This window comes from Mycobacterium sp. (genome assembly GCF_032159565.1).
Classification (GTDB): domain Bacteria; phylum Actinomycetota; class Actinomycetes; order Mycobacteriales; family Mycobacteriaceae; genus Mycobacterium.
The window spans coordinates 1-21046 of record NZ_JAVHWR010000147.1 but is presented as its reverse complement, the minus strand read 5'-3'; the positions used below and the strand labels follow the sequence as shown (position 1 = coordinate 21046).

Genomic DNA, 21046 nt, shown 5'->3' with positions numbered 1-21046 from the left:
ATCAGTCAGAGAGGTAGATGAGGATGGCGAAAATCGCGGAGCTGTGCCGCGTGGGAATCGGGACCCGCACGATGGAGGATTGGCGGGCCTATGCCAGGGACGTCTTAGGGCACGACGCGTCCCCCGACAGCACAGATGACCGTCTACTGCTGCGGATCGACGACCACCATCACCGCTTAGCCGTGTACTCGTCAGACACCGAAGACGTCAGCTCGGTGATGTGGCAGGTCCAGGATTCGCGATCACTGCAGGAGCTCGCCGAAGGTATCGAGAAGGCCGGCATGGAGGTCAACGCGGTGTCCGGCGAGACCGCCTCAGACCACCGCGTCGTCGAAATGGTGTGGTTCACCGACATTCATACCGGCGTGCGCACTGAACTGGTCGTCGGGCCGGAGATGATGTTCTGCCCGCCTGTCGCGCCTGCTCGGCCCAACCACGGATTCGTCACCAGCGACGTCGGATTGGGCCACATTGTGCTATTCGTAGACGACCTTGAGGCGTCGGTCCAGTTCTACGTCGAAACACTGGGTTTCGGTGTCACCGACTGGGCAGTGGCCCCCGGTGGTCACCGCCTCGCGGCGTTTCTGCACTGTAACTCCCGCCATCATTCGCTGGCATTGTTTTTCAATCCGGCGGCGTCGCGTCACGCGCAGCACATCATGCTCGAGACATTGTCCATCGACGACGTGGGCGTGACCCATGACATCTGCAAGACAGAAGACATCGTCTCGGTGGGACTGGGCCGGCATGTCAACGACCGAATGTTCTCGTTCTACTTCAAGAACCCGTCGGGCTGGCACTTCGAGTACGGCTGGAACCCACGAACCATCGATCCACGAACTTGGAAGGTCGAGCAGTACAACGTGTTACAACCGAACGCTGGCGAGTGGGGCCACGAGGGCCTCGTCAACCTCTACACCTAGGAGGATCAATGCTTTCTGCCCGTGACGTGCGGGGCTTGTTGGCGTTGCCGCCGACCCCGTGCCTGGAGTTCACCGATTGGTGGGACCCCGAGGTGAACTCGGTGGACCTGGTCGAGGCGACCCGGATGGCGCGCGCGCTGGTCGCTGACGGCGTCGGCGGCATCGGGCTGTGCGGGACGACCGGGGAGTGCGGCGCGCTGTTGTGGCCGGAGAAGGCGGCGTACTTCGGCACGGTTGTCGACGCCGTAGACGGCACCGTGCCGGTGTGGTGCGGGACAACGGCCTTGGGCACACGCGAGGTGGTCCGGCAGATGAAAGCGGTCCGCGACCTCGGAGGATCGGGTGCACTGGTGGGCCTGCCGATGTGGCAGACACCGACCCCGGCCAACGCCGTGCGCTTCTACGCCGACCTCAGCGAGGCGGTGCCCGATCTGCCGGTGCTGGTGTACGCCAACAGCTTGTTCTTTAAATTCGACTTCGGACCGCAGTTCTGGACACAAGTGTGCGCGCAGGCGCCGACCGTGATCGCCGCGAAGATGGGGTTCGTCACCGCTGAGCATCTGGAGGCGGTCGACGGGCGGGTCGCTCTACTTGCCGGGGAAGGGGGCGCGTTGGGCGCGATGTATCGGCTTGCGCCCCAGGCGGTCACCGGTGCATGGGCAACCTCGGCGGCCATGGGGCCCGAACCCTGGGTGGCGTTCCTCGACGCGCACGCGCGCGGAGACGTGGACGCTGCACGGTGCGTCATCGAGGACATCGAGTCGATACCTTTGCCCGTCCCCGATTTCGCCGCGTTCGCCCAATACAACGCGCAGATGGAGAAGGCTCGCATCAACGCCGCGGGCTACATGAACGCCGGGCCGTGCCGCGCGCCCTACACCGATCTGCCTGATGACTGGGTTCAGGCCGCTGAAAGCAACGGCAAAGCCTGGGCCGCCCTTCGAGACAAGTACCGAGGAAGTGTGAAATGACCAACATGCCAGACCTTCCCGAGACAATCAACGAGATCCTCATCCAGGACCTGGCCCACGAAATCGATCCGGCTGACCTGTCCACGCTGGTGTTCCCGCTGTCGCGATACCAGCAATTCGACAGCACACTCCCTACCGCGGTGCTCACCTACGTCGCCGGGCAGATCGGCGTGGTGGTCTGGAATCTGGAGCCAGGACAGGAAAACGACTACCACCTCCATCCCGCCTCTGAGCATCTGCACATCGTGATCGAGGGCCAGTGTGAATACACCCTTGGTGATCAGGCACCGCAGACGGTACGGCGGGGCGAAGCCGTGATGGTTCCCGCCCGGGTCGCTCACGGCATCCGGAACACCACCACCCAGCGGGCGTCCTACGTCGCCATCGTCAGCCCCGGCCCATACGAGAAGGTGCGGATGCAACGACCACAGTAACCACCCAGGACCACTCCAACGACGTCGAACTAGAACTGGAGACCACCATGACCGTGGAAGCAACGATGACCATCGACGGCAAGCCCGTCGTGAGTAGCGAATGGATCGACGTGCGCAATCCCGCACGTCTCAGTGAGCTGGTGGGGCGGTACCCGAATGGAACCGCCCAGCAAGCCGACGCCGCTGTCAGCGCTGCCGCTGCCGCCCTGCCCGCGTGGCGCAAACTCTCGGCCGAAGATCGTGCAGCGGCGCTGCTGCAGGCGCTCGGCACCATGAGCGCACACGTCAACGACTGGGCTGCGCTCCTGACCGCCGAGAACGGTAAGACCCTCGCGGAATCGATGATCGATTTTCAGATCACGATGATGGGAATCGGTTACTACGCCGGCCATCCCGAATGGCTGGCCGATGAGGTTCTGCAGGACGACCGCCGACGCCTGGTCGTCCAGAAGCAGCCGATCGGTGTGTGTGTTGCGATCATTCCCTGGAACTTTCCCCCGACCCTGGCCTCGGTGAAAATCGGACCCGGGTTGCTGGCGGGCAACACGATGGTGATCAAGGTGCCCGAGTTCGGGCCACTAGCCACCCTGCAGTGCCTGGGAGCGATTGCGGCGGCGCTGCCGCCTGGCGTGTTGAACATCGTATCGGGATTCGGCCCAGAGGTGGGCACCTCCTTGGTGAGGGACAAACGTGTCGGGAAGGTCGCCTTCACCGGCAGCACTGCCACCGGCAAGCTGGTAATGGCCGACGCCGCAAGTCATCTGGCCAGAGTGACCCTTGAACTCGGGGGAAACGACGCCGCCTTGGTCCTGCACGATGTCGACATCACTGAGGAAATGGTCAAGCGCATTGTCACCGGCGCGTTTTCAGCAACCGGCCAGATTTGCTTCGCCATCAAGAGGTTGTATGTGCACGAGTCGCGGTACGGCGAACTCACCGAACGCCTACGTGCCGCGGTCGATGAAATCGTCGTCGGCGACGGTGCACGACCCGAAGTCACCATGGGACCGTTCAACAACGAGCGACAATTCGTCAAGGTCGGAGAACTCCTCGCCGAGACTCAGCGCGATTACGATGTCGCCCAACTCGGTTCCTACGCCGAGGGAACCGCCATCGACGACGGCTACTTCATGCTGCCGTACCTGGTGTTCAATCCGCCTGAGTCCTCGGCAATCGTCTCCTGCGAGCAGATGGGTCCGATCCTGCCGATCATGAAATTCGAGGACGAAGAGGAGGCGATCACGCGCGCCAACGACAGCGAGTACGGGCTTGCCTCGTCGGTGTGGTCCACCGACATCGACCGAGCGTTTGCCATCGGAGAACGGTTGGAGGCCGGGACGACGTTCGTCAACGGGCACAGCCTTTTCACCATCGACCCTGACGGACCGTTCGGCGGGTTCAAGGAAAGCGGCGTCGGCCGCGAGTTCGGGGGCCCTGTCGGACTCGCTCAATACATTCAACTGAAGTCGATCACCGATAGCCATCTCTAAGCACAGGCCAACTGCACCCCCGACCTCGTCCATCGTCAGTGTGGGTGAGGCGGCACCATCGCTGGTCGAGGCCGAAGGGGGTTTTGGCAAATCAAAGGTATTGCACGATCAGCTCGTCGGGCGCTCCCGGAACTGGCGTAGCTTACAACCGCCCGAGGCCGAGGGAAGCCGTCCCATGCGTGACAACCGCTGGCAGCGGGAAGTACCGCGTCGTGCACTGCGCAACCGGGGTAACCGGTCGTCTGGCCATGTTGGCGTCGTGCACCATCCAGATCCTGAGCCTGTAGGGCACTTCGTGTTCGACCCCGTCAAAGGTGGGCCAAGATTCGGGTGATCTCTGAAAGCTCTGGACGGGCTGATGGCCCTCAAACCCGGAGTTCTTCATGCTTTTCGGCGACGGGGTGACACGATAGCCGAGTTGGTCGCTACCGATATGGTGATGCGCCGCCCCGAAGCAGAGCTGGTGGGACTGACGGATTTGCAGCAATTTGTAAATTCCAGACAATACGCGTCGTTCGGCATCGGCGGTAGAAAGTTGGCGACGGACATCCACCGCATTTTGGCCGATCGGGAGTGTGTCGCGGCGCCGCCCACCCATCCCGCAACCCACCACGTGATATTCACAGACTGGGTCGGCTGGCTGAATCCACCCATCAAGTCGGTCAGTAGGAATTCGGTTGTGCGCGTTGGCTTCCGGGATGAAACTCGTCGATACCCCCAAATTGGCGCCGCTCCGCCACAAACTGCTCAGGCCGGGTCTTTCGGATCGGGCTCACCAGACCCGCAGTATCGGCCGTTGAGCGCGGCAGGCCGACGTTTCCCCGCGTCGCACCCGTCGGCTCTTCCCCGCTTCGCCACGGCGGCCTCCTCGTCGACGATCACCGTCGGTGTCTTCACGGATAAGGCATGAGATGACGCACAACCTCACAGTCGGCGCCGTCGAGCACGTGGCGGTCATTGAGATCACCAGGCCTCCGGCCAACTACTTCGACCGCCAACTTATCGGCGAGATCGTCGATGCGGCTGCACAATTCAGTGCAGCGGGATCACGCGCCATTGTCTTGTGCTCGCAGGGCAAGCATTTCTGCGCGGGCGCCAACTTCGCTGACAGCGAGTTGGGAAGCGGCCGGATCCGGTCCTCCGAATTGTTGTACCGCGAGGCGATTCGCCTCTTCGACGTCACCATTCCCATTATCGCCGCGGTGCACGGGAATGCGGTTGGCGGTGGTGTCGGGCTGGCCTGCGCGGCGGACTTCCGGATCGCAACACCTGCCACCCGATTCCACGCCAACTTCTCCATGCTGGGGCTTCATCATGGCTTCGGGCTGAGCGTCACACTGCCCGCTCTCGTCGGCGCCCAGCACGCGCAAGATCTGCTTTACACCAGCCGACGCATCGATGGCGTGCGAGCCGCGCAGATCGGGCTTGTCGACCGCGTCGTGGCTGAGGATCAACTTCGCCCCGAGGCGATGCGATGGGCCGCTGAGATCGCGGCAGCCGCACCGCTGGCGGTGCAGTCGATCAGGGAGACGCTGCGCGCCCGGATGGTGCGGCAGGTGCGTGCTGCGCTGGAGCGAGAGCTCATCGAGCAGCAGAAACTGTGGGCGACCCAGGACAGCCGCAACGGTATCGCCGCCAGTCTGGCCCGCACGCAGCCCGTCTTCAGCGGCGAGTAGACAGCCATGCTGTTGTCGGGGGGACGCGACGCTCGCCCTAGCCCAACCGATGATCACCGCGCGTGGTGCGGTCGGTGCGCCCGTCAGGGGCAGCTCGGTGATCCCTAATTCTTCGTACACGGTGGCATGCACGGTGCGAGGTGCATGGGGAGGCGATCGTGACCCGATCCTCTCAATACGCCGGTCAGTTTAGGGCACCGCTTCGACTCCATCGACAACACTCATGTGGGCAACTCGGATAACGTTTGCCCCCATCGTTTCAGCACCTGCTCGCCGACCGATGCGTAGCGAGGTTCCGCACCATCGACAGCGGTCATTTGCCGTTCTCTACACCCGGTGATGCTCTGGTGGCGCTGCACCTCGAGCATGGATGGGCATCCGGCCCGAACCCCATACCGGACGGATTCGCGACCACCCCACCGGTGAGGGAAATGCGACGGTGGGGCGGCACCAAGCCGGCCGCGTGCCACGACGAACCCGATCGCGACCCAGAAGCAGCCTCTAACCTGGAACAACACGGGTTAACAGCCTTCAACCCGACTGCTGAGCCGGCGGCGACCGGTTAGTATGCCTAGGTGGGCCACATCAAGGGACACCGTGAGCGGGACCGGGGCGACGGCTGCCTGGGGCAACCTGGCCGCCGTGCCACGGTCACCGCGAACGAGAGTGGTCGACAAGTCCTGCTGAGCTCCACCACCGGCAGAGATGGTCGATGAAGAATGATCGAGGTCGGCACCGCACACCTGGCGACCGACGGACGCCCGTTAGGGCGACGCGGCACCGAAACACGCGATCGCATTCTGCGGTCCATCGAGCGCTTGGTCGAGGAGAACGGCCTCCGCGGCCTGCGCCTCGCTGACATCGCCCAAGAGGTCGGTTTTTCAACGCCAGCTTTTTACCAGTATTTCGATGACATCGACGGCGCCGTGCTGGCGCTTAACGAGGAAATCGGTCCAATCTCCGAAGGGTTGAACGAAGCCCTCGCCACGGATTGGACGGGCGATCAGGCACTGCACACTATTGAGCAGTTCGTCGGGGCCTACCTGGAGCACTGGGACCGCCACCGCGCGGTGCTCCGTGCTCGCAACATTGCCGCCCAAGACGGCAACGAGCGCTGGGCGGCGATCAGAAAGCAAGATCTGTTGCCCGTCAAAAATGCTCTCGCGCGCAAAGTAGCGGCCGCGCAGGCCGCCGGTCACCTCGCTGGATCCGTGGCCCCCACCGCCGTCGCCGCCATTCTGGTGACACTGCTCGACAGTGTCGCGATGTACGGACCGCACGACACCGCACTGGGCGTCGACCGGCGCGAGTTAGCGCGATCGGTAACATTGCTGCTCGCTGCGGTGGCTGGTAACGGTGCCGCCGCCGAAGGTGATTAGCGCCGGGCCGCGACCGACGCCGATGCCGATATCGGAACCCTCCGGCAACGCATAAACACTGGGTGCCCCGACCCCGAGACACCCAATGGAACATCAACTGTTGCCCCTGCTCGCAGATAACCGCACCTTGACGGGGGTATCAACATATTGCTATACATGTTGATACGGTCTGGTCGGACCGCTGCACGCGTGTGAGGTTGGGCAGGCAAGTGGATCTTGTTCAGAGTCGGCGGCAAGTCGGACACGGGGTGGTAGTGGCCCTGCGATCACGCACGGGGGATGTGTCGGTGACCCACGCGCTTGAAGACATCATCGAGGCTTCCGCCCGCCAGATCGCGGCCGTGCAGGCCCGAGACCCCGCGCAGAGCGAGGTCTCGGCCTACGCTCAGGCGATCGCGATTGCCAGCCTAATCTCCCCAGACCTATCCATCCCTGAGGCGCTGGACTTGTTCCATATTCACGACGACGAGGTTGATGCAGCGTTCCAGAAGATCGCGGCCCGCGCCTTGGAGATGAGTCGAATGCATTGTGGGTGAACGGCGTCGGAAGGGCGAACGCCTTTTCCGACGAGAAGCACTGGTCGAACGAACAGGGATGGATATGGTACGAGTCGTCGAGTTGATCAAGCGAGCCGAGCGGGCTCTGCATTTCCGCCTCAACCGCGAGTTACGCCAATTCGGGCTGAGCGTCGCCGAATACGGCCTCCTGGACTCGGTAGCGCGTCGCGGAGCCATCTCTGCAGCCGACGTCGCCCGCGTCGTTACAGTGACACCCCAGGCGCTCACCCGGCTGATCGGCAAGCTTGAGCAGCGCGGGCTGATCGACCGCAGCTCCACCGAGGGGTCACGGACGCTGCGGATCACACTTACCCCGGTCGGCGACGAGCTATACCACGGTGCAACAGAAGTCGTCGATCGTATCGAGGCCATAGTGGTAGAGGCCCTCGGAGACGGTGGTTCCTTCGACCTCGACAGTGCGTTGTGGAACGTCATCGCCGCTCTCGATGCCATCAGCTACGCGCGACTGGCATCACTCGTCCACAGTGGCGAATCCTGCGCAGGCCAACCCAACCGGAGCGGCCGGATCAGTGATGCGCCGCTCCCGCGCGGCGCAGACACGGGGAAGCGGCGCAAGCCGGTTCCCCCGACGGTGCCGATCGCCCAGTGAACCGCAATCGTCGATGACCGGCGGACTACACGTCCCCCGGGCCCTGGCATCCGGCAAAGCAATGATCGCTTATCGGCGTAAGCCGGCAGTCGTTGAGCGCGGCCTCCGAAGCTGGATTAACCATATTAAGCTGCTGGTTTACCGAGCTGCTCGTCGCGGCTGACAAACCTGCCGGGCAGAGTCGGCGTCGTTGAGGGACGCCGAGTGAGTTGGCTCCGAACACGGCGGCGAGGCGCCTCTTCGAGGCGGGGAGACTGCTGACCGGTAGCCACGTCCGCCCTTCGCGCGGCGGTGTCTCGATCTGTAGCTGCGGTTCCGGCACGGACCATGTCAGCCCCGGGCGGAGAATTTGCGCGGATCAACTTGGCCGACGGTGCGCGCTAGAGGAGAGGCTATAGCGGTCGGCGCCGAGACCCCCAAGAAGGGGCATTCGGAGTGCGGTTTGCGATCGGCCGTCTCACCGCTTGGACGTGGGCATTGGCTGGAGGACCTCGAAAGCACACGGCTCCGCCAGCGCTGGCAATCGTCCAAGCGGTACCAGCCGCGGTGAACGAGCGCCGACGTTGGCTGGCTATCGCGGACCATCCGCGGGATGCCTGAGGCACGTCTCTTCCGCCGGAATGGCACACCGGCCGTACCGTCGGAAATCGCACTTGCCCGCTATCGCCCCGGCAACCTGACGCCACTGTGCGGCAATGTTGTGGCAGCGACGCCCGCTACCCGCCGGCGGGGCGGGCGCGCGGGCACGGGGCCACCGGCACTGGTTCATAGCGGAGTTCCCAATCCGCCGGCGCAGCAAAGCAGGCTTGTCATAGTTGACATCATCGTTGTAAGTTCATCACTGATGTCGAATCAGCCAGCCCTCAGTCTGCAACGGCCGGAACCTATAGCCGGCAGTGACGACGTGGGCTACGACCTTTCCCAGTGGAATGCACAACCTAAGTGGCGACGCGGTGTGATCGTTGTTGACGCCGTCACGAAGCCAATGGGCGCTCTGGGCGATTTCTTCGCGATGGCGATGGACGCGATGGTCCTCATGTTCAAACGACCGTTCGCCTGGCAGGAATTCGTGGTTCAGACCTGGTTCCTGGCGCGTGTGTCGGTCGTGCCAACGGTGATGCTGGCCATCCCGTTCACTGTGCTGACGGTGTTCAGTCTCAACATCCTTCTCGTCGAGTTCGGCGCAGCGGACTTCTCCGGCACAGGCGCAGCATTGGGCGCGGTCACCCAAATCGGCCCTCTGGTGACCGTTCTGGTGGTGGCTGGTGCCGGTGCAACCGCGATGTGTGCCGACCTTGGCGCCCGAACGATCCGCGAAGAACTGGACGCGCTGCGGGTCCTGGGCATCAATCCCGTGCAGGCCTTGGTGGTTCCGCGGGTCCTGGCAGCCACATTCGTCGCGCTCATGCTGGCCAGCATGGTGACGATCGTCGGTCTGGCCGGCGGTTTCATCTTCTCCGTCTACGTACAGCACGTGACCCCGGGGGCGTTCGCCGCCGGCATGACCCTGTTGGTGGGGGTCAAGGAGGTGCTCGTCTGTTTGGTGAAGGCAACGCTGTTCGGTCTGGCCGCCAGCCTGATCGCCTGCTACAAAGGGATTTCCGTCGGCGGTGGACCCGCAGGGGTAGGCAACGCCGTCAACGAAACGGTCGTCTTTTCGTTCATCGCGCTGTTCGTGATCAATGTGATCGCAACCGCAGTCGGCGTGCAGGGGACCACGTAATGACCACCGCCGCGCCCAGCACGCTCTTTCCCCGACTCCGGCGCGCCATCAAGCGTCCGGTCGACAGCCTGACCCGAATTGGAGTCCAGGCGGAGTTCTACGGCAAAACAGTGCGGGCCACCGGTGACGCACTTGTCAACTACCAATCGGAATTGCTGCGTCTGATCGCCCAGATGAGTCTCGGCAGCGGGGCCCTGGCCGTTATCGGCGGCACCGTGGCGATCGTCGGATTCCTGACGCTGGCCGGGGGCGCCACCGTGGCGGTGCAGGTCTTCAACTCCCTGGCCGGTATCGGAGTCGAGGCCCTGACCGGCTTTGCATCTGCCTACGTCAACGTCCGAATCGTCACCCCAGTGATCGCCGGCATCGGCTTGGCAGCCACGATCGGCGCTGGTACCACCGCACAACTCGGTGCGATGCGAATCAACGAGGAGATCGACGCACTGGAGGTGATGGGCGTCAGATCGATTGCCTACCTCGCCTCGACGCGGGTGATCGCCGGCGTGATCGTGGTTATCCCTTTGTACTGTATCGCTGTACTCACCTCGTTTCTCGCCGCTCGGGTCGGAACGACGTTGGCCTATGGCCAGTCGACCGGTGTCTACGATCACTATTTCCATACATTTCTGAACCGGGTCGACCTCATCTGGTCGTTCTTTCAGGTGCTCGTCGCGGCGGTGGTGGTGATGTTGATCCACACCTACTACGGCTACTCCGCCTCCGGGGGACCGGCAGGGGTCGGCGAGGCGGTCGGTCGCGCAGTTCGTACATCCCTAATTGTCTTGGTCGCCGTCACGTTATTCGTCTCACTGGCGGTGTACGGCCAGTCCGGCAGCTTCAATCTCGCCGGGTGAGACATGGCAACCACATTGGGCAAGCCCCGCCGCCGCGGGTCGGACTCCTTCCCAAACATTCTGTGCCAGCACAATACCGGGCGCTCGTGCTGTCCACCCTGCGCTGACACGCAACTCCCAACGCCCCTGGCGGCTGAGCGGTCGGCGTAACCATGAATCGCGGACGCTCAACGAAAAAAACCCACCACATCCGGTCGGCGCTGACCCTCATCGTCGTTATCGGAGCGTTGATCTGGCTGTCCACCGCGTTCTTCGCAGGCACGTTTCGGTCCTTTGTGTCGGTGACTCTGACCTCGGATCGTGCCGGCCTGGTGATGGAGTCGGGCGGCAAGGTAAAGATGCGGGGAGTCCAAGTGGGCCGGGTCGCCGCGATCGCCGGAGGCAAGAACCCGGTCAGCCTCAGCCTGCAGATATTTCCCGACCAGGTCCGATACATTCCGTCCAACACCGAAGCCGAAATCAAGGCCACGACAGCCTTCGGGGCGAAGTATGTGGAATTAATCTATCCGGACCACCCGAGCCCGCAGCACGTCACCGCGGGGACGGTACTGCATTCGCGCAACGTCAGCACCGAAGTCAACACGGTCTTCCAGGACCTGGTGGACCTGCTGCACCACATCGACCCAGCGAAGCTGAATGCTGTGCTCACCGCGTTCGCAGAAGGGGTTCGGGGGCAGGGCGAGCGGATCGGCGAGGCGACCGCTGACGCCAACGAGGTCCTATTGGCCCTCAACCCGCGGATGGACAACCTCCAACAAGATTGGCACTCGCTCGCGGGATTCAGCGACGCCTACGATGCCGCCGCTCCAAATATCTTGACCACCCTGCGCGCCGTGACGACCACCAGCGCGACCATCACGACTCATGCGAAGGACCTAGATAGGCTGCTCCTCAACTTGATTGGGTTCGCACGGTCGGGTATCAATCTGATCGGACCCCATAAGGCTGACCTGGTCGGAGCAGTCACCACGCTTGAGCCGACGACCAGCCTGTTGATGAAGTACAACCCCGAGTACACCTGTCTGCTGCTGGGCTCGAAGTTTTGGCTGGACAACGGCGGCTACGACATCATCGGCGGCAACGGCAGCGCCGCCGTGCTCGATGGCACTGCCTTATTCGGCTCCGACAGCTACAAATACCCCGACAATCTGCCGATCGTCGCGGCCAAGGGGGGACCTAGCGGCAAGCCGGGCTGCGGGTCGTTGCCGGATGTAGCCAAGAACTATCCGGTACGGCAGTTGGTCACCGACACCGGCTTTGGAACAGGGCTCGATATCAGGCCGAACCCGGGCATCGGCCATCCCTGGTGGGTGAACTACCTCCCCGTCACCCGCGCCGTACCCGAACCCCCCAGATTCCACGGGGAGGGCCCACCGGCCATCGGGCCAGTACCCCCTCCGGGCGCGCCGCCGTATGGCGCACCGCTATACGGGCCGGACGGGAGCCCGCTATGGCCGGGAGTACCGGCGCTACCACCACCGCCGGCCACACCACCGGCAGATCTCGTGCCGGCGGGACCGTAACCCGTAACCATCCCAGGAGGAGGTAAGCGATGAGTACTGACATGCGGGGTGCGCTTTGGCGCGCTGCACTGTTCACCATGGTCTGTGCCCTCGGGATGGGGGGACTGTTCATGGTCTTCGCTCAACTGCGCTTCGAACCCGAGAAGGCCTATCGAGCCGACTTCACCAACGTGTCGGGTCTACAGGAGGGCAACTTCGTGCGGATCGCCGGCGTGGAGGTCGGCAAGGTCAAGAAGGTCACGGTAGAACCGGACTCGACGGTGCTCGTCGAGTTCACCGCCGACGATGCGGTCGTGCTGACTGACGGCACGAAGGCGGCGGTCCGCTATGACGATCTCATCGGTGGTCGATACATGGCCCTGGAGCAGGGCCCCGGTGGGGTGCAGCCTCTGACTCCGGGCCAAACCATACCGATAGACAGAACCGAGCCCGCATTGGATCTGGACGCGTTGATCGGCGGCTTCCGACCACTGTTCCGCGCCCTCGATCCCGACCAGGTCAACGCGCTATCGGGTCAGCTTATTCAAGCGTTTCAAGGACAAGGCGATGCAGTGAACTCGTTCCTGGCGCAGACGGCAACGCTCACAAGCACGTTGGCCGACCGCGACGACGTCATCGGGGAGTTGATCGGCAACCTCAACACCGTGCTGGGAACCCTCGACAATCGCAGCGATCAGGTTGCCAAAGCAGTCACTTCATTGTCGGAATTGGTCAGGGGTCTCGCCGCGCGCAAGACCGATATCAGCACCGGTATGGCGGACGTCAACGAGGCCGCCCGGACGGTCGGCGACCTCCTCGAACATGCACGTCCAGCGTTCAAAGAGACCGTCGCGCAGACCGATCGCGCGGCGGGGATTGTGGTAGCTGATCACGACTACGTCGACCACCTGCTGAACACGCTGCCCGACGTCTATCAGACACTCGCCCGCCAAGGCCTCTATGGCGATTTCTTTAGCTTCTACCTCTGCAATGTCTCTCTGAGACTGAATGGCAAGGGCGGACAACCCGTTTACGTGAAGGTGGTCAGCCAGGCCACGGGACGGTGCGCCCCAAAATGAAGTCATTCACCGAACGCAACCGCTATGTCATCGGTGGCATTGGCCTAGCGCTCACGGTCGGGGCCGCGATCGGCGCCGTGCAATATCAACACTTGCCGTTGTTCAACTCAGGCCGGAACTACGAGGCCTACTTCGCCGAGGCTGGTGGCCTGACAAACGGTGCTGCTGTACAGGTTTCAGGCTCTCCAATCGGGCAGGTATCGAGTGTCTCATTGGACGGCCAGCGCGTCCTCGTCAAATTCAAAATCAACCGCGATGTACACCTGGGAGACCGTACGGAGGCGGCGGTCAAGGCTAAGAGCCTGCTCGGTGCCAAGATTCTCGAGGTCACGCCGCGCGGCGACGGTCAGCTAACTGACACCATCCCGCTGGAGCGCACCACGCCTGCCTACCAGTTACCCGACGCCCTTGGCGATTTGACCTCCACCGTTAGCGGACTGAACACCACTCAGCTGTCGGACTCGCTGCGGGTGTTGGCTCAGACATTTCAAAACACCCCCGGCGATCTGAAGGCCGCCGTCCAGGGTGTGGCACGGTTTTCCCAAACCCTCGACAACCGCGACGCCCAACTACGCGCCCTGCTGGCCAGCGCCAACAAAGCCACTACGGTGTTGGCGCAGCGAACCGATCAAATCGCCAGCCTGATCGCGAACACCAACGAATTGTTCGTCCAGCTGCAAACCGAAAGCGCAGCACTGGATCACATCGCCGGCCACATCTCCTACCTGTCACAGCAATTGAGTGCCTTCGTCGCTGACAACCGCGCCCAAATGAAGGGAGCGTTAGACAAACTCAACGGGTTACTGACGGTGGTCGACAACCGCAAGGAGCGCGTTCAGAAGGCGATCAAGCTTCTCAACACTTACGTGATGTCACTCGGGGAATCGGTGGCATCTGGGCCTTTTTTCAAGGCGTATATCGCCAACCTGCTCCCAGGCCAGTTCGTGCAACCATTTGTTGACGCCGCGTTCTCCGACCTCGGGCTGGACCCGAACGTGCTGCTGCCCTCCGAGCGCGTGGATCCGCCAACCGGCCAACCCGCGACTCCCGCACTGCCGGTCCCGTACCCGCGCACAGGCCAGGGCGGCGCACCAAACCTCACGCTGCCCGACGCCATCACAGGAAAACCCGGCGACCCGCGCTACCCGCACCGCGAGCCACCGCCCGCGCCGCCACCGGGGGGACCACCGCCGGGGCCACCTGCAACGGCACCGCCCGGGTTGCAGTCCGTCCCCGAACCGACCCCGTCGCCGGTCTACCAGCCTGCACCCAACGAACCACAGCAGCCCGGCCCCACACCGGGGTTAGCTCCTACTCAGGGGGGACCGTCATGACGACTCGCAAGGTCAGAATCGGCGCAGCGTTGATCCTGGTGCTCGTGCTCATTGCTGGCGCCGTAGTGGCGCTTCGCCCGGACCACGCAGGGGGCAGGACGACCGTAGTCGCCTACTTCGACAACAGCAACGGCATATTCCAAGGTGACGAGGTGCGCATCCTGGGGGTCCGGGTGGGGAACATCCACTCGATCGTCCCCGAGCCGCAACGCGTAAAGGTCACATTCTGGTTCGACGACCACTACGCGGTGCCCGCTGACGTGAAGGCCGTGATCGTGGCGCCGTCGCTGGTCACCTCACGCGCCATCCAGCTCACGCCCACTTACAGCGGCGGTCCCGCCCTGCAGGACAACGCCGTCATCCCGCAGAGTCGCACTGCCGTGCCCATGGAGTGGGATGACTTCCGTAAGCAGGTCGAAAAGCTCACTAAGGAACTGCAGCCGACAGAGCCGGGCGGGGTCAGCGCCCTAGGCGCCTTCGTCACCACCGCCGCCGACAATCTGCGCGGGCAGGGCGGCAATATCCGTGACGCGGTCATCAAACTAGCCCAGGCGATCTCGGTTCTGGGTGATCACAGCACCGACATCTTCGCCACGGTCAGAAACCTGGCGACCCTCGTCTCGGGATTGCAGTCGAGCGCCGACGCGATGGGCCAGCTCAACGGCAACCTGGCGGCGGTGTCGGCATTGTTGGCCGACGACCCCAACGAAGTCGGGAACGCGGTCAGCGACCTCGACACCGCAGCCGCCGACGTGCAGGGATTCATCTCCGACAACCGTGAGGCGCTCGGCACGACCTCGGACAAGCTGGCGTCAGTTTCGAAAGCGCTCGTTGACAGCCTCGATGACATCAAGCAAACCCTGCACATCGCGCCGAACTCGCTGCAGAACTTCATGAACATCTACGAACCGGCCCACTCCTCACTCACCGGAATACTGGCGGTCAACAACTTCGCCAACCCCATCAGCTTCCTGTGCGGGGCCGTGCAAGCAGCATCGCGGTTAGGCGCCGAACAGGCCGCGAAGCTCTGCGTGCAATACCTGGCACCGATCATAAAGAACCGGCAATACAACTTCCCGCCGATTGGCTTAAACCCGTTGGTGGGCACGAACGCTCGACCCAACGAGATCACCTACAGCGAAGACTCATTGCGACCCGATTACGTGCCGACTCAGCCAGCACCGGGATCGACGGCATCCCCAGCAGCCGCGACGAACCCGCCACCAGCTGCCGGGGATGTTGCGGCGTCGGATGCCGGGCCGCCCCCGCTGGCCGCAGAGTCGACCGCAACAATTCCATCGGCCGGTCTGCAAGGACTCATGCTGCCGCCTGGAAGTGGGTCATGACACGAATCCGCTGCAGGAGCAGGGTAGTCGGCGTGATCGTCGTGCTGGCCGTGGCCGCCTCCGCAGGGTGTGGGTGGCGTGGAGTGAACTCCCTAGCGCTGCCGGGTACCAAAGGTGGCGGACCGGGAGCCTACGAGGTGAAAGCGCAGCTGCCCGATGTCACCACCATCCAACAGAATTCGCGGGTGCGGGTCGGCGACGTGACAGTGGGCAACGTGACGAAGGTTGCACTCGAAGGTTGGCACGCGCTGATCACGATGACCATCGATGCTGACGTCGATCTGCCCGCGAACGCCACAGTCAAGGTGGGCCAAACAAGCCTCCTGGGTTCGGCGCACATCGAGCTCGCAGCCCCGACTGACGTACCGCCGCAAGGCAAGCTGCACAACGGCTCGCTGATCGCTCTGGCCAAAGCGGGCGCTTATCCAACCACCGAGCAGACCTTGGCAGCTGTGTCGCTGCTGCTCAACGGTGGCGGAATCGGACAAATCCAAGACATCACCAAAGCATTCAGCACCGCGTTCGCCGGCCGCGAGGACGTGCTGAAGAGCCTGATCGAACAGCTGGGCCAGTTCACTGCCCATCTCAATCAGCAGTCCGACGACATCATCGTCGCGAGCACCAGCCTGAACCACCTGGTGGGCAAATTCGCCGATCAGAAGCCTGCTCTGGACGTGGCGTTGCAGACCCTTCCGGATGCGTTAGCGGTACTCAATGACCACCGCGACCAACTCGCCACAGCGCTCGACGAGCTAGGCAAGTTCAGTGCGTTGACCGCTGACTCGGTGAATCGCACCAAGGAATCCTTGACACATGAGCTGAAAGACCTTGCACCGGTGCTGCAGTCATTGGCCAACGCCGGCCCGGCGCTGACCCGCTCACTGAGTGGCCTGGTGACATTTCCGTGGCCAACGGAAAACGTCCAGAACTGGTTCCGCGGCGATTACGCAAATTTGAACGTCGTTCTGGATCTGACGCTGAGCCGACTCGACTCCGCCCTATTCACCGGCACCCGCTGGGAGGGCAACCTGACGGAATTGGAGATGCAGTGGGGCCGCACGATCGGCCAGATTCCCAGCCCGTACACCGCCGCAAATCCGTTGATTGCCCCCTACCGGGCCGATCAGGGGCCATAACGTGTATCTCACACGGCAAACGAAGATCCAGTTGGCCATCGTCACGGTCGTGGCCACTGTCGGCGGCTCCACCATGGCCCTGAACTACGTGGAATTGCCAGATCTGCTGTTCGGGGCCGGGCACTACAGGGTCAGCGTGGAACTGCCTCGAGCGGCGGGGCTCTACGCCAACGGCAACGTCACCTATCGCGGCGTCGAGGTTGGTCGAGTCGACGACGTGCACCTCAACGACGAGGGTGTGCAAGCCGTGCTGTCACTCAAATCGAACATTCCGATCCCGGCCGACGTGGACGCTGAGATACACAGCGTCTCGGCCCTCGGCGAACAGTACGTCGCCCTGCTTCCCCGCAGCGCCAATGGCGTCCGCCTGAAAGACGGTGATGTGATAGCGGAGAACCGAACATCGGTCCCACCGGATATCAATTCCCTCGTCGATGCTGCTGACCGAGGCATCGAAGCGATCCCCCACGGCGATCTGACGACCGTGATCGACGAGTCGTACACAGCCATCGCCGGTTTGGGCCCGGAGATCTCGCGGATCGTCAAGGGGTCCACGCAATTGGCGATAGACGGCCGCAACAACATTGAGCCACTCACCAGGCTGATCGATCAATCCCAACCAGTGCTGCAATCGCAGGCCGACACCGCGGGCGCCATCCAGACTTGGGCCGCCCACGCGGCCACCATCACCGGCCAGCTACAGACCCACGACAGCGCTGTAGCTAGCGTTCTCGAGCATGGAGGCCCGGCCGCTGATGAAGCACGCCAATTGCTGGAACGGCTGCAGCCGACGCTGCCGATCGTGCTCGCCAACTTAGTCAGCGTCGGTCAGGTGGCCATCACCTACCAGAACGGCATTGAGCAGTTGCTGGTCCTGGTACCGCACGGTGTTTCGGTGATGCAGGCCGGCGAGGTTACGCGGCGAAACAACAAGTCGCCCGACGTCGGTCAACTGATTGATTTCCAACTCAACCTGAATCTGCCCCCTCCCTGCACGACCGGTTTCCTGCCGCCTCAGCAGCAGCGAACCGACAACTTCGAAGACTCCCCAGATCGCCCCGAGGGCGACCTGTACTGCCGGATACCGCAGGACTCGGCGTTTAATGTGCGCGGTGCGCGCAACATTCCGTGTGAGACCGTGCCGGGCAAGCGCGCGCCTACGGTGAAGATGTGCGAGAGCGACGAGCAGTATGTACCGCTCAACGACGGGTTGAACTGGAAGGGCGATCCCAACGCCACCCTGTCAGGCCAAGGTATTCCCCAGCTGCCGCCAGGCGCAGTCCCTTCGCATCCGACGGGCACGGAGCCACCACCAATAGCGGTGGCCCAGTACGACCCGGCGACCGGAACCTATCTCGGCCCCGACGGAAAGGTGTACACACGGTCTGACCTCGCTGAAACTCCGTCCGGACCGCCCACCTGGCAGAAGATGCTTATACCACCGGGTTAAAGCAACACCGACGCTTCACCCAGTAAGCTCACCGTTACCCCGGGCGCGGCTCATGGATCCCTGAAACCTCCCCGCAGACGCCCAAAACATGCCCACTGGCCATCGCGCACGCCCCGGCCGACGATATCGGATGGCGGGACGATTGGGTTGACCAAGGCGATTGGCAATGGCCGGATCAGTGGTCCGGCGGATCTTGGAATGTGCCGCTGTCTGCGGGCGCAGCCGTTGACCGCCGTTAAGCTATGCGGTGGGTCGCCCTGGCACCTCGCGGTGGGTCCGCCCAAACCGAGCACCAGCCGCCGCTCAAGTATCTGAGACGCGTCGAGACCGGCGACGTCCGCCACCCAGGGACAATGTTGCGGGGGAGAGCCGTTGTCCAGCAACTGAATCGGGCCTGCCGGATGGTTTGCGTGACGCCCGCAACTCCGTGCGCCGAGCGAGGCCGGAGCCGGTCAGGTGTGCCCTGAACGGCTTGGAACCCCCACATCCGTGCGGTGCCTGTCGTTGCCGCGGGACACCGAAGGAACACAATTGAGCACACCAGCGCCCACCGGCGACCACAAGTCATCTCCGATGGTGTCGGCCGGCTCACATTTTGCGGTTCCGCAGGCGACACCCTTCTGCACCGAGTTTCCCCGATGGCTGCACACCTACAATCATCACCGCGGCCACACCGCCCTCGGCGGCCACCCGCCATCCGTGTACCTAACCTCTCAGGTCAGTTCACCTAGCTAGGTTAGGAAGCGAACGCCACGAGGCGCCGTTTCCAATCGCCGGAGCTGGTCTCTGATTCATCGCAGGTGATCTCGGTGGCAGTCGATGATTCCGTCTCCCGTTCTGCGACGGATCTCGCCTCTGTCAGGTCGGCGGTTGCCTCGTCCACGATCCTTGCGTCTTGATCGCATACTTGGCTGCTGGTCCACACCACTGTGGTGACCAGGGACGCGCGGGCATCGACAGGTGCGCAGGACACGAAGCGGCGCTGCTCGGCGCCGTCGTCAGACTTGAGCGACCCGTGGACGACAAACGGTACATCGGCGGTAACATCTGTGAACGGCGAATTGCCTTCTGTCAGAAGCGCTTCGATGACATGTATCCCGCTGGCTTGCCATAGCGCCACGTCGGCGTGAATCCTGCGGTAGCGTTCGTCGCCGTCACATGCGAGGTCGATGACCGGTTCCCCCGGTTCGTTCAGAGACACCCAAATGACCCCGTATCGCTCGGCGCATGGATGGGCCTTCAGATGAGCGTGTTCGGGTATCGCGAGACCGGAGGGTCTGAACACGCAACGGCCCCCATCGCCGAAGGTCCAACCATGATTCGGACACACCAGGCGGCCCTCGCTGACCACTCCGTTGCTGAGGACCGTCTTGCGGTGCGTGCACCGGTCGGGAGCGGCCACGACCGCCCCTCTCGGGCCGCGCCACAACACGAGGTCGCGGCCCAACAGTCGCACTGCGGCCGGCGTGTCCTGAACATCCGCCGAGGACGCCACCGGTAACCATTGGCGACCTAGAGCGCCAGCTGCACTGAATACCATTAACGTGCTGTTCATTGGGTAAATATCTCCTCTAGTACGTACGTGGCGGACACACTTGACGACGGGGGGGCTCTCCCGTAGCTTAATCTTAGTAAGCTAAGCCGTCCAACAGGAGGTAAACGCCTTGTCATCACCTATCGACGGGCGGGGTGCGACAGCCCCGGCCTATGAGCCGGGAACGATGCTGCCCGAGGAGTTTGAAGAGCAGTTCTGTGACCAACTCATGGGGGACTGGCTGCAGATGCCGCGGGTTGGTCCTCCGCCGCACGCCACTCCTGAGCAGGCCCGGATCTACCACGCGACATGGATGAAATACTTCTCCTTCTTCGCCTGGAGCTTCCCCAGCTGGCTCATGAACGCCGCAACGCGGTGTCCCTATCAGGATGTGCGAGTCGCGGTCATCGGTGACTGCGTCGACGAAGAAGTCGGCGACAGCGAAGCTGACGACCTTTCACATATCGAGCTGCTCTACCGCGAGGTGGAAGCCCTCGGCATGCCGCGCGAAGAGGTGTTCGCTGCCGAGCCGACCGGGCCGATACTGACGGCACTGCAGGCCTTCGACAACCTGAGCCGCACCCTGACGTGGGTCGGCTCGTTCGCCGCCGTCGCAGCCCTCGAGATAGCCCAGTCCCAACGTGGTATCAAGGCCCGCGAGCGGATGACCACCAGCAAGGAGACCGAGGCCTACCAGGAATCGTTCGGCGGCCGCGCCTTCCATGAGCGGTTGGGTCTGCCGGCCGAGTCGCTGGTCTTCCTCGCTCACCATGGGTATAAGGACATGGCCCACGGAGGTGGCGAACTGGCGCTCGTCGCAAAATATGCCTACACCAAAGAGCTTCAGAACGAAGCGATCTGGGCAGCGAAAGCCAGCGCCAAAGTGCTCGGTGTGATGCATACCGAGATGGTGAAGCTCGCTCACGAAGCAGCAGGCCTGGAAATCGATCCGAGGTTCATGACCCAGGTTTGAGCACAAACCCTTAAAGCGCACAAGGTGATGTATTCCAGCTTGCTTGGGTCGTGTCGCGGCGCCACCACGCACGCC

The 21046-nt window shown here is 63.1% G+C and carries 19 protein-coding genes and 1 pseudogene; 19 read left to right on the top strand and 1 reads right to left on the bottom strand.

From position 1 onward, the window contains the following. Positions 1 to 23 precede the first annotated feature (23 nt). The 18 genes and pseudogenes from QOC76_RS20125 to QOC76_RS20040 all read left to right on the top strand — a co-directional run. Entirely contained in the window at positions 24 to 923 is a 900-nt protein-coding gene (locus tag QOC76_RS20125; protein ID WP_526359631.1) for a VOC family protein, read from the top strand. 8 nt (positions 924 to 931) lie between these two features. Then, entirely contained in the window at positions 932 to 1894 is a 963-nt protein-coding gene (locus tag QOC76_RS20120) for a dihydrodipicolinate synthase family protein (RefSeq protein ID WP_526359629.1), read from the top strand. After that, on the top strand, positions 1891 to 2328 hold the full coding sequence (locus QOC76_RS20115) for a cupin domain-containing protein (protein ID WP_526359627.1): 438 nt from the start codon (positions 1891 to 1893) through the stop codon (positions 2326 to 2328). Before QOC76_RS20120 ends, QOC76_RS20115 begins: the two co-directional genes overlap by 4 nt. Before the next feature lie 47 nt (positions 2329 to 2375). Then, on the top strand, positions 2376 to 3818 hold the full coding sequence (locus QOC76_RS20110) for an aldehyde dehydrogenase family protein (protein WP_526359625.1): 1443 nt from the start codon (positions 2376 to 2378) through the stop codon (positions 3816 to 3818). Positions 3819 to 4236: 418 nt separating this feature from the next. After that, positions 4237 to 4728 (top strand): hypothetical protein, encoded by a 492-nt coding sequence (locus tag QOC76_RS20105; protein WP_526359622.1) that lies wholly within the window; start codon positions 4237 to 4239, stop codon positions 4726 to 4728. A 1-nt stretch (position 4729) separates the two neighbouring features. Continuing rightward, positions 4730 to 5494, top strand: a complete 765-nt coding sequence (locus tag QOC76_RS20100) for an enoyl-CoA hydratase/isomerase family protein (protein ID WP_526359619.1) — start codon at positions 4730 to 4732, stop codon at positions 5492 to 5494. 719 nt (positions 5495 to 6213) lie between these two features. Beyond that, positions 6214 to 6873 (top strand): TetR/AcrR family transcriptional regulator, encoded by a 660-nt coding sequence (locus QOC76_RS20095; RefSeq protein ID WP_526359617.1) that lies wholly within the window; start codon positions 6214 to 6216, stop codon positions 6871 to 6873. A 287-nt stretch (positions 6874 to 7160) separates the two neighbouring features. Further along, positions 7161 to 7409 carry a hypothetical protein gene (locus QOC76_RS20090; RefSeq protein ID WP_526359615.1) on the top strand — a complete coding sequence of 83 codons (249 nt, stop codon included), beginning with the start codon at positions 7161 to 7163 and terminating at the stop codon, positions 7407 to 7409. A 58-nt stretch (positions 7410 to 7467) separates the two neighbouring features. Next, positions 7468 to 8040, top strand: a complete 573-nt coding sequence (locus QOC76_RS20085; protein ID WP_526359613.1) for a MarR family winged helix-turn-helix transcriptional regulator — start codon at positions 7468 to 7470, stop codon at positions 8038 to 8040. Positions 8041 to 9025: 985 nt separating this feature from the next. Beyond that, complete coding sequence (locus QOC76_RS20080) at positions 9026 to 9763, top strand: MlaE family ABC transporter permease (RefSeq protein WP_526359676.1); 738 nt, start codon at positions 9026 to 9028, stop codon at positions 9761 to 9763. Further along, positions 9763 to 10617, top strand: coding sequence for an MlaE family ABC transporter permease (locus QOC76_RS20075; RefSeq protein ID WP_526359611.1), 855 nt, complete (start codon positions 9763 to 9765; stop codon positions 10615 to 10617). Before QOC76_RS20080 ends, QOC76_RS20075 begins: the two co-directional genes overlap by 1 nt. Positions 10618 to 10769: 152 nt before the next feature. Further along, positions 10770 to 12140 carry an MCE family protein gene (locus QOC76_RS20070; RefSeq protein WP_526359609.1) on the top strand — a complete coding sequence of 457 codons (1371 nt, stop codon included), beginning with the start codon at positions 10770 to 10772 and terminating at the stop codon, positions 12138 to 12140. A gap of 29 nt (positions 12141 to 12169) precedes the next feature. Beyond that, positions 12170 to 13198, top strand: a complete 1029-nt coding sequence (locus QOC76_RS20065) for an MCE family protein (protein WP_526359607.1) — start codon at positions 12170 to 12172, stop codon at positions 13196 to 13198. Continuing rightward, positions 13195 to 14532 carry an MCE family protein gene (locus tag QOC76_RS20060; RefSeq protein ID WP_526359605.1) on the top strand — a complete coding sequence of 446 codons (1338 nt, stop codon included), beginning with the start codon at positions 13195 to 13197 and terminating at the stop codon, positions 14530 to 14532. Before QOC76_RS20065 ends, QOC76_RS20060 begins: the two co-directional genes overlap by 4 nt. After that, positions 14529 to 15878 carry an MCE family protein gene (locus QOC76_RS20055; RefSeq protein ID WP_526359603.1) on the top strand — a complete coding sequence of 450 codons (1350 nt, stop codon included), beginning with the start codon at positions 14529 to 14531 and terminating at the stop codon, positions 15876 to 15878. The genes QOC76_RS20060 and QOC76_RS20055 overlap by 4 nt, the downstream gene beginning before the upstream one ends. Beyond that, positions 15875 to 17014: an MCE family protein gene (locus QOC76_RS20050; protein ID WP_526359601.1), complete on the top strand. Its 1140-nt coding sequence runs from the start codon at positions 15875 to 15877 to the stop codon at positions 17012 to 17014. The genes QOC76_RS20055 and QOC76_RS20050 overlap by 4 nt, the downstream gene beginning before the upstream one ends. A gap of 1 nt (position 17015) precedes the next feature. After that, complete coding sequence (locus QOC76_RS20045; RefSeq protein WP_526359599.1) at positions 17016 to 18464, top strand: MCE family protein; 1449 nt, start codon at positions 17016 to 17018, stop codon at positions 18462 to 18464. Positions 18465 to 19085: 621 nt separating this feature from the next. Beyond that, positions 19086 to 19195 (top strand): annotated as a pseudogene (locus QOC76_RS20040) (IS481 family transposase); the annotation flags it as partial. Between the two features lie 5 nt (positions 19196 to 19200). On the opposite strand, the gene QOC76_RS20035 reads toward QOC76_RS20040, so the two are convergent. Further along, positions 19201 to 20004 carry a Rieske 2Fe-2S domain-containing protein gene (locus tag QOC76_RS20035; protein WP_526359674.1) on the bottom strand — a complete coding sequence of 268 codons (804 nt, stop codon included), beginning with the start codon at positions 20002 to 20004 and terminating at the stop codon, positions 19201 to 19203. Between the two features lie 181 nt (positions 20005 to 20185). On the opposite strand from QOC76_RS20035, the gene QOC76_RS20030 reads away from it, so the two are divergent. Beyond that, complete coding sequence (locus QOC76_RS20030) at positions 20186 to 20971, top strand: iron-containing redox enzyme family protein (protein ID WP_526359597.1); 786 nt, start codon at positions 20186 to 20188, stop codon at positions 20969 to 20971. Positions 20972 to 21046 lie beyond the last annotated feature (75 nt).

Coding starts and splice junctions, on each gene's coding strand:
- QOC76_RS20125 (WP_526359631.1), top strand. CDS start 24: ATGGCGAAAATCGCGGAGCTGTGCCGCGTGGGAATCGGGACCCGCACG.
- QOC76_RS20120 (WP_526359629.1), top strand. CDS start 932: ATGCTTTCTGCCCGTGACGTGCGGGGCTTGTTGGCGTTGCCGCCGACC.
- QOC76_RS20115 (WP_526359627.1), top strand. CDS start 1,891: ATGACCAACATGCCAGACCTTCCCGAGACAATCAACGAGATCCTCATC.
- QOC76_RS20110 (WP_526359625.1), top strand. CDS start 2,376: ATGACCGTGGAAGCAACGATGACCATCGACGGCAAGCCCGTCGTGAGT.
- QOC76_RS20100 (WP_526359619.1), top strand. CDS start 4,730: ATGACGCACAACCTCACAGTCGGCGCCGTCGAGCACGTGGCGGTCATT.
- QOC76_RS20095 (WP_526359617.1), top strand. CDS start 6,214: ATGATCGAGGTCGGCACCGCACACCTGGCGACCGACGGACGCCCGTTA.
- QOC76_RS20085 (WP_526359613.1), top strand. CDS start 7,468: ATGGATATGGTACGAGTCGTCGAGTTGATCAAGCGAGCCGAGCGGGCT.
- QOC76_RS20080 (WP_526359676.1), top strand. CDS start 9,026: ATGGGCGCTCTGGGCGATTTCTTCGCGATGGCGATGGACGCGATGGTC.
- QOC76_RS20075 (WP_526359611.1), top strand. CDS start 9,763: ATGACCACCGCCGCGCCCAGCACGCTCTTTCCCCGACTCCGGCGCGCC.
- QOC76_RS20070 (WP_526359609.1), top strand. CDS start 10,770: ATGAATCGCGGACGCTCAACGAAAAAAACCCACCACATCCGGTCGGCG.
- QOC76_RS20065 (WP_526359607.1), top strand. CDS start 12,170: ATGAGTACTGACATGCGGGGTGCGCTTTGGCGCGCTGCACTGTTCACC.
- QOC76_RS20060 (WP_526359605.1), top strand. CDS start 13,195: ATGAAGTCATTCACCGAACGCAACCGCTATGTCATCGGTGGCATTGGC.
- QOC76_RS20055 (WP_526359603.1), top strand. CDS start 14,529: ATGACGACTCGCAAGGTCAGAATCGGCGCAGCGTTGATCCTGGTGCTC.
- QOC76_RS20050 (WP_526359601.1), top strand. CDS start 15,875: ATGACACGAATCCGCTGCAGGAGCAGGGTAGTCGGCGTGATCGTCGTG.
- QOC76_RS20035 (WP_526359674.1), bottom strand. CDS start 20,004: ATGGTATTCAGTGCAGCTGGCGCTCTAGGTCGCCAATGGTTACCGGTG.
- QOC76_RS20030 (WP_526359597.1), top strand. CDS start 20,186: ATGCTGCCCGAGGAGTTTGAAGAGCAGTTCTGTGACCAACTCATGGGG.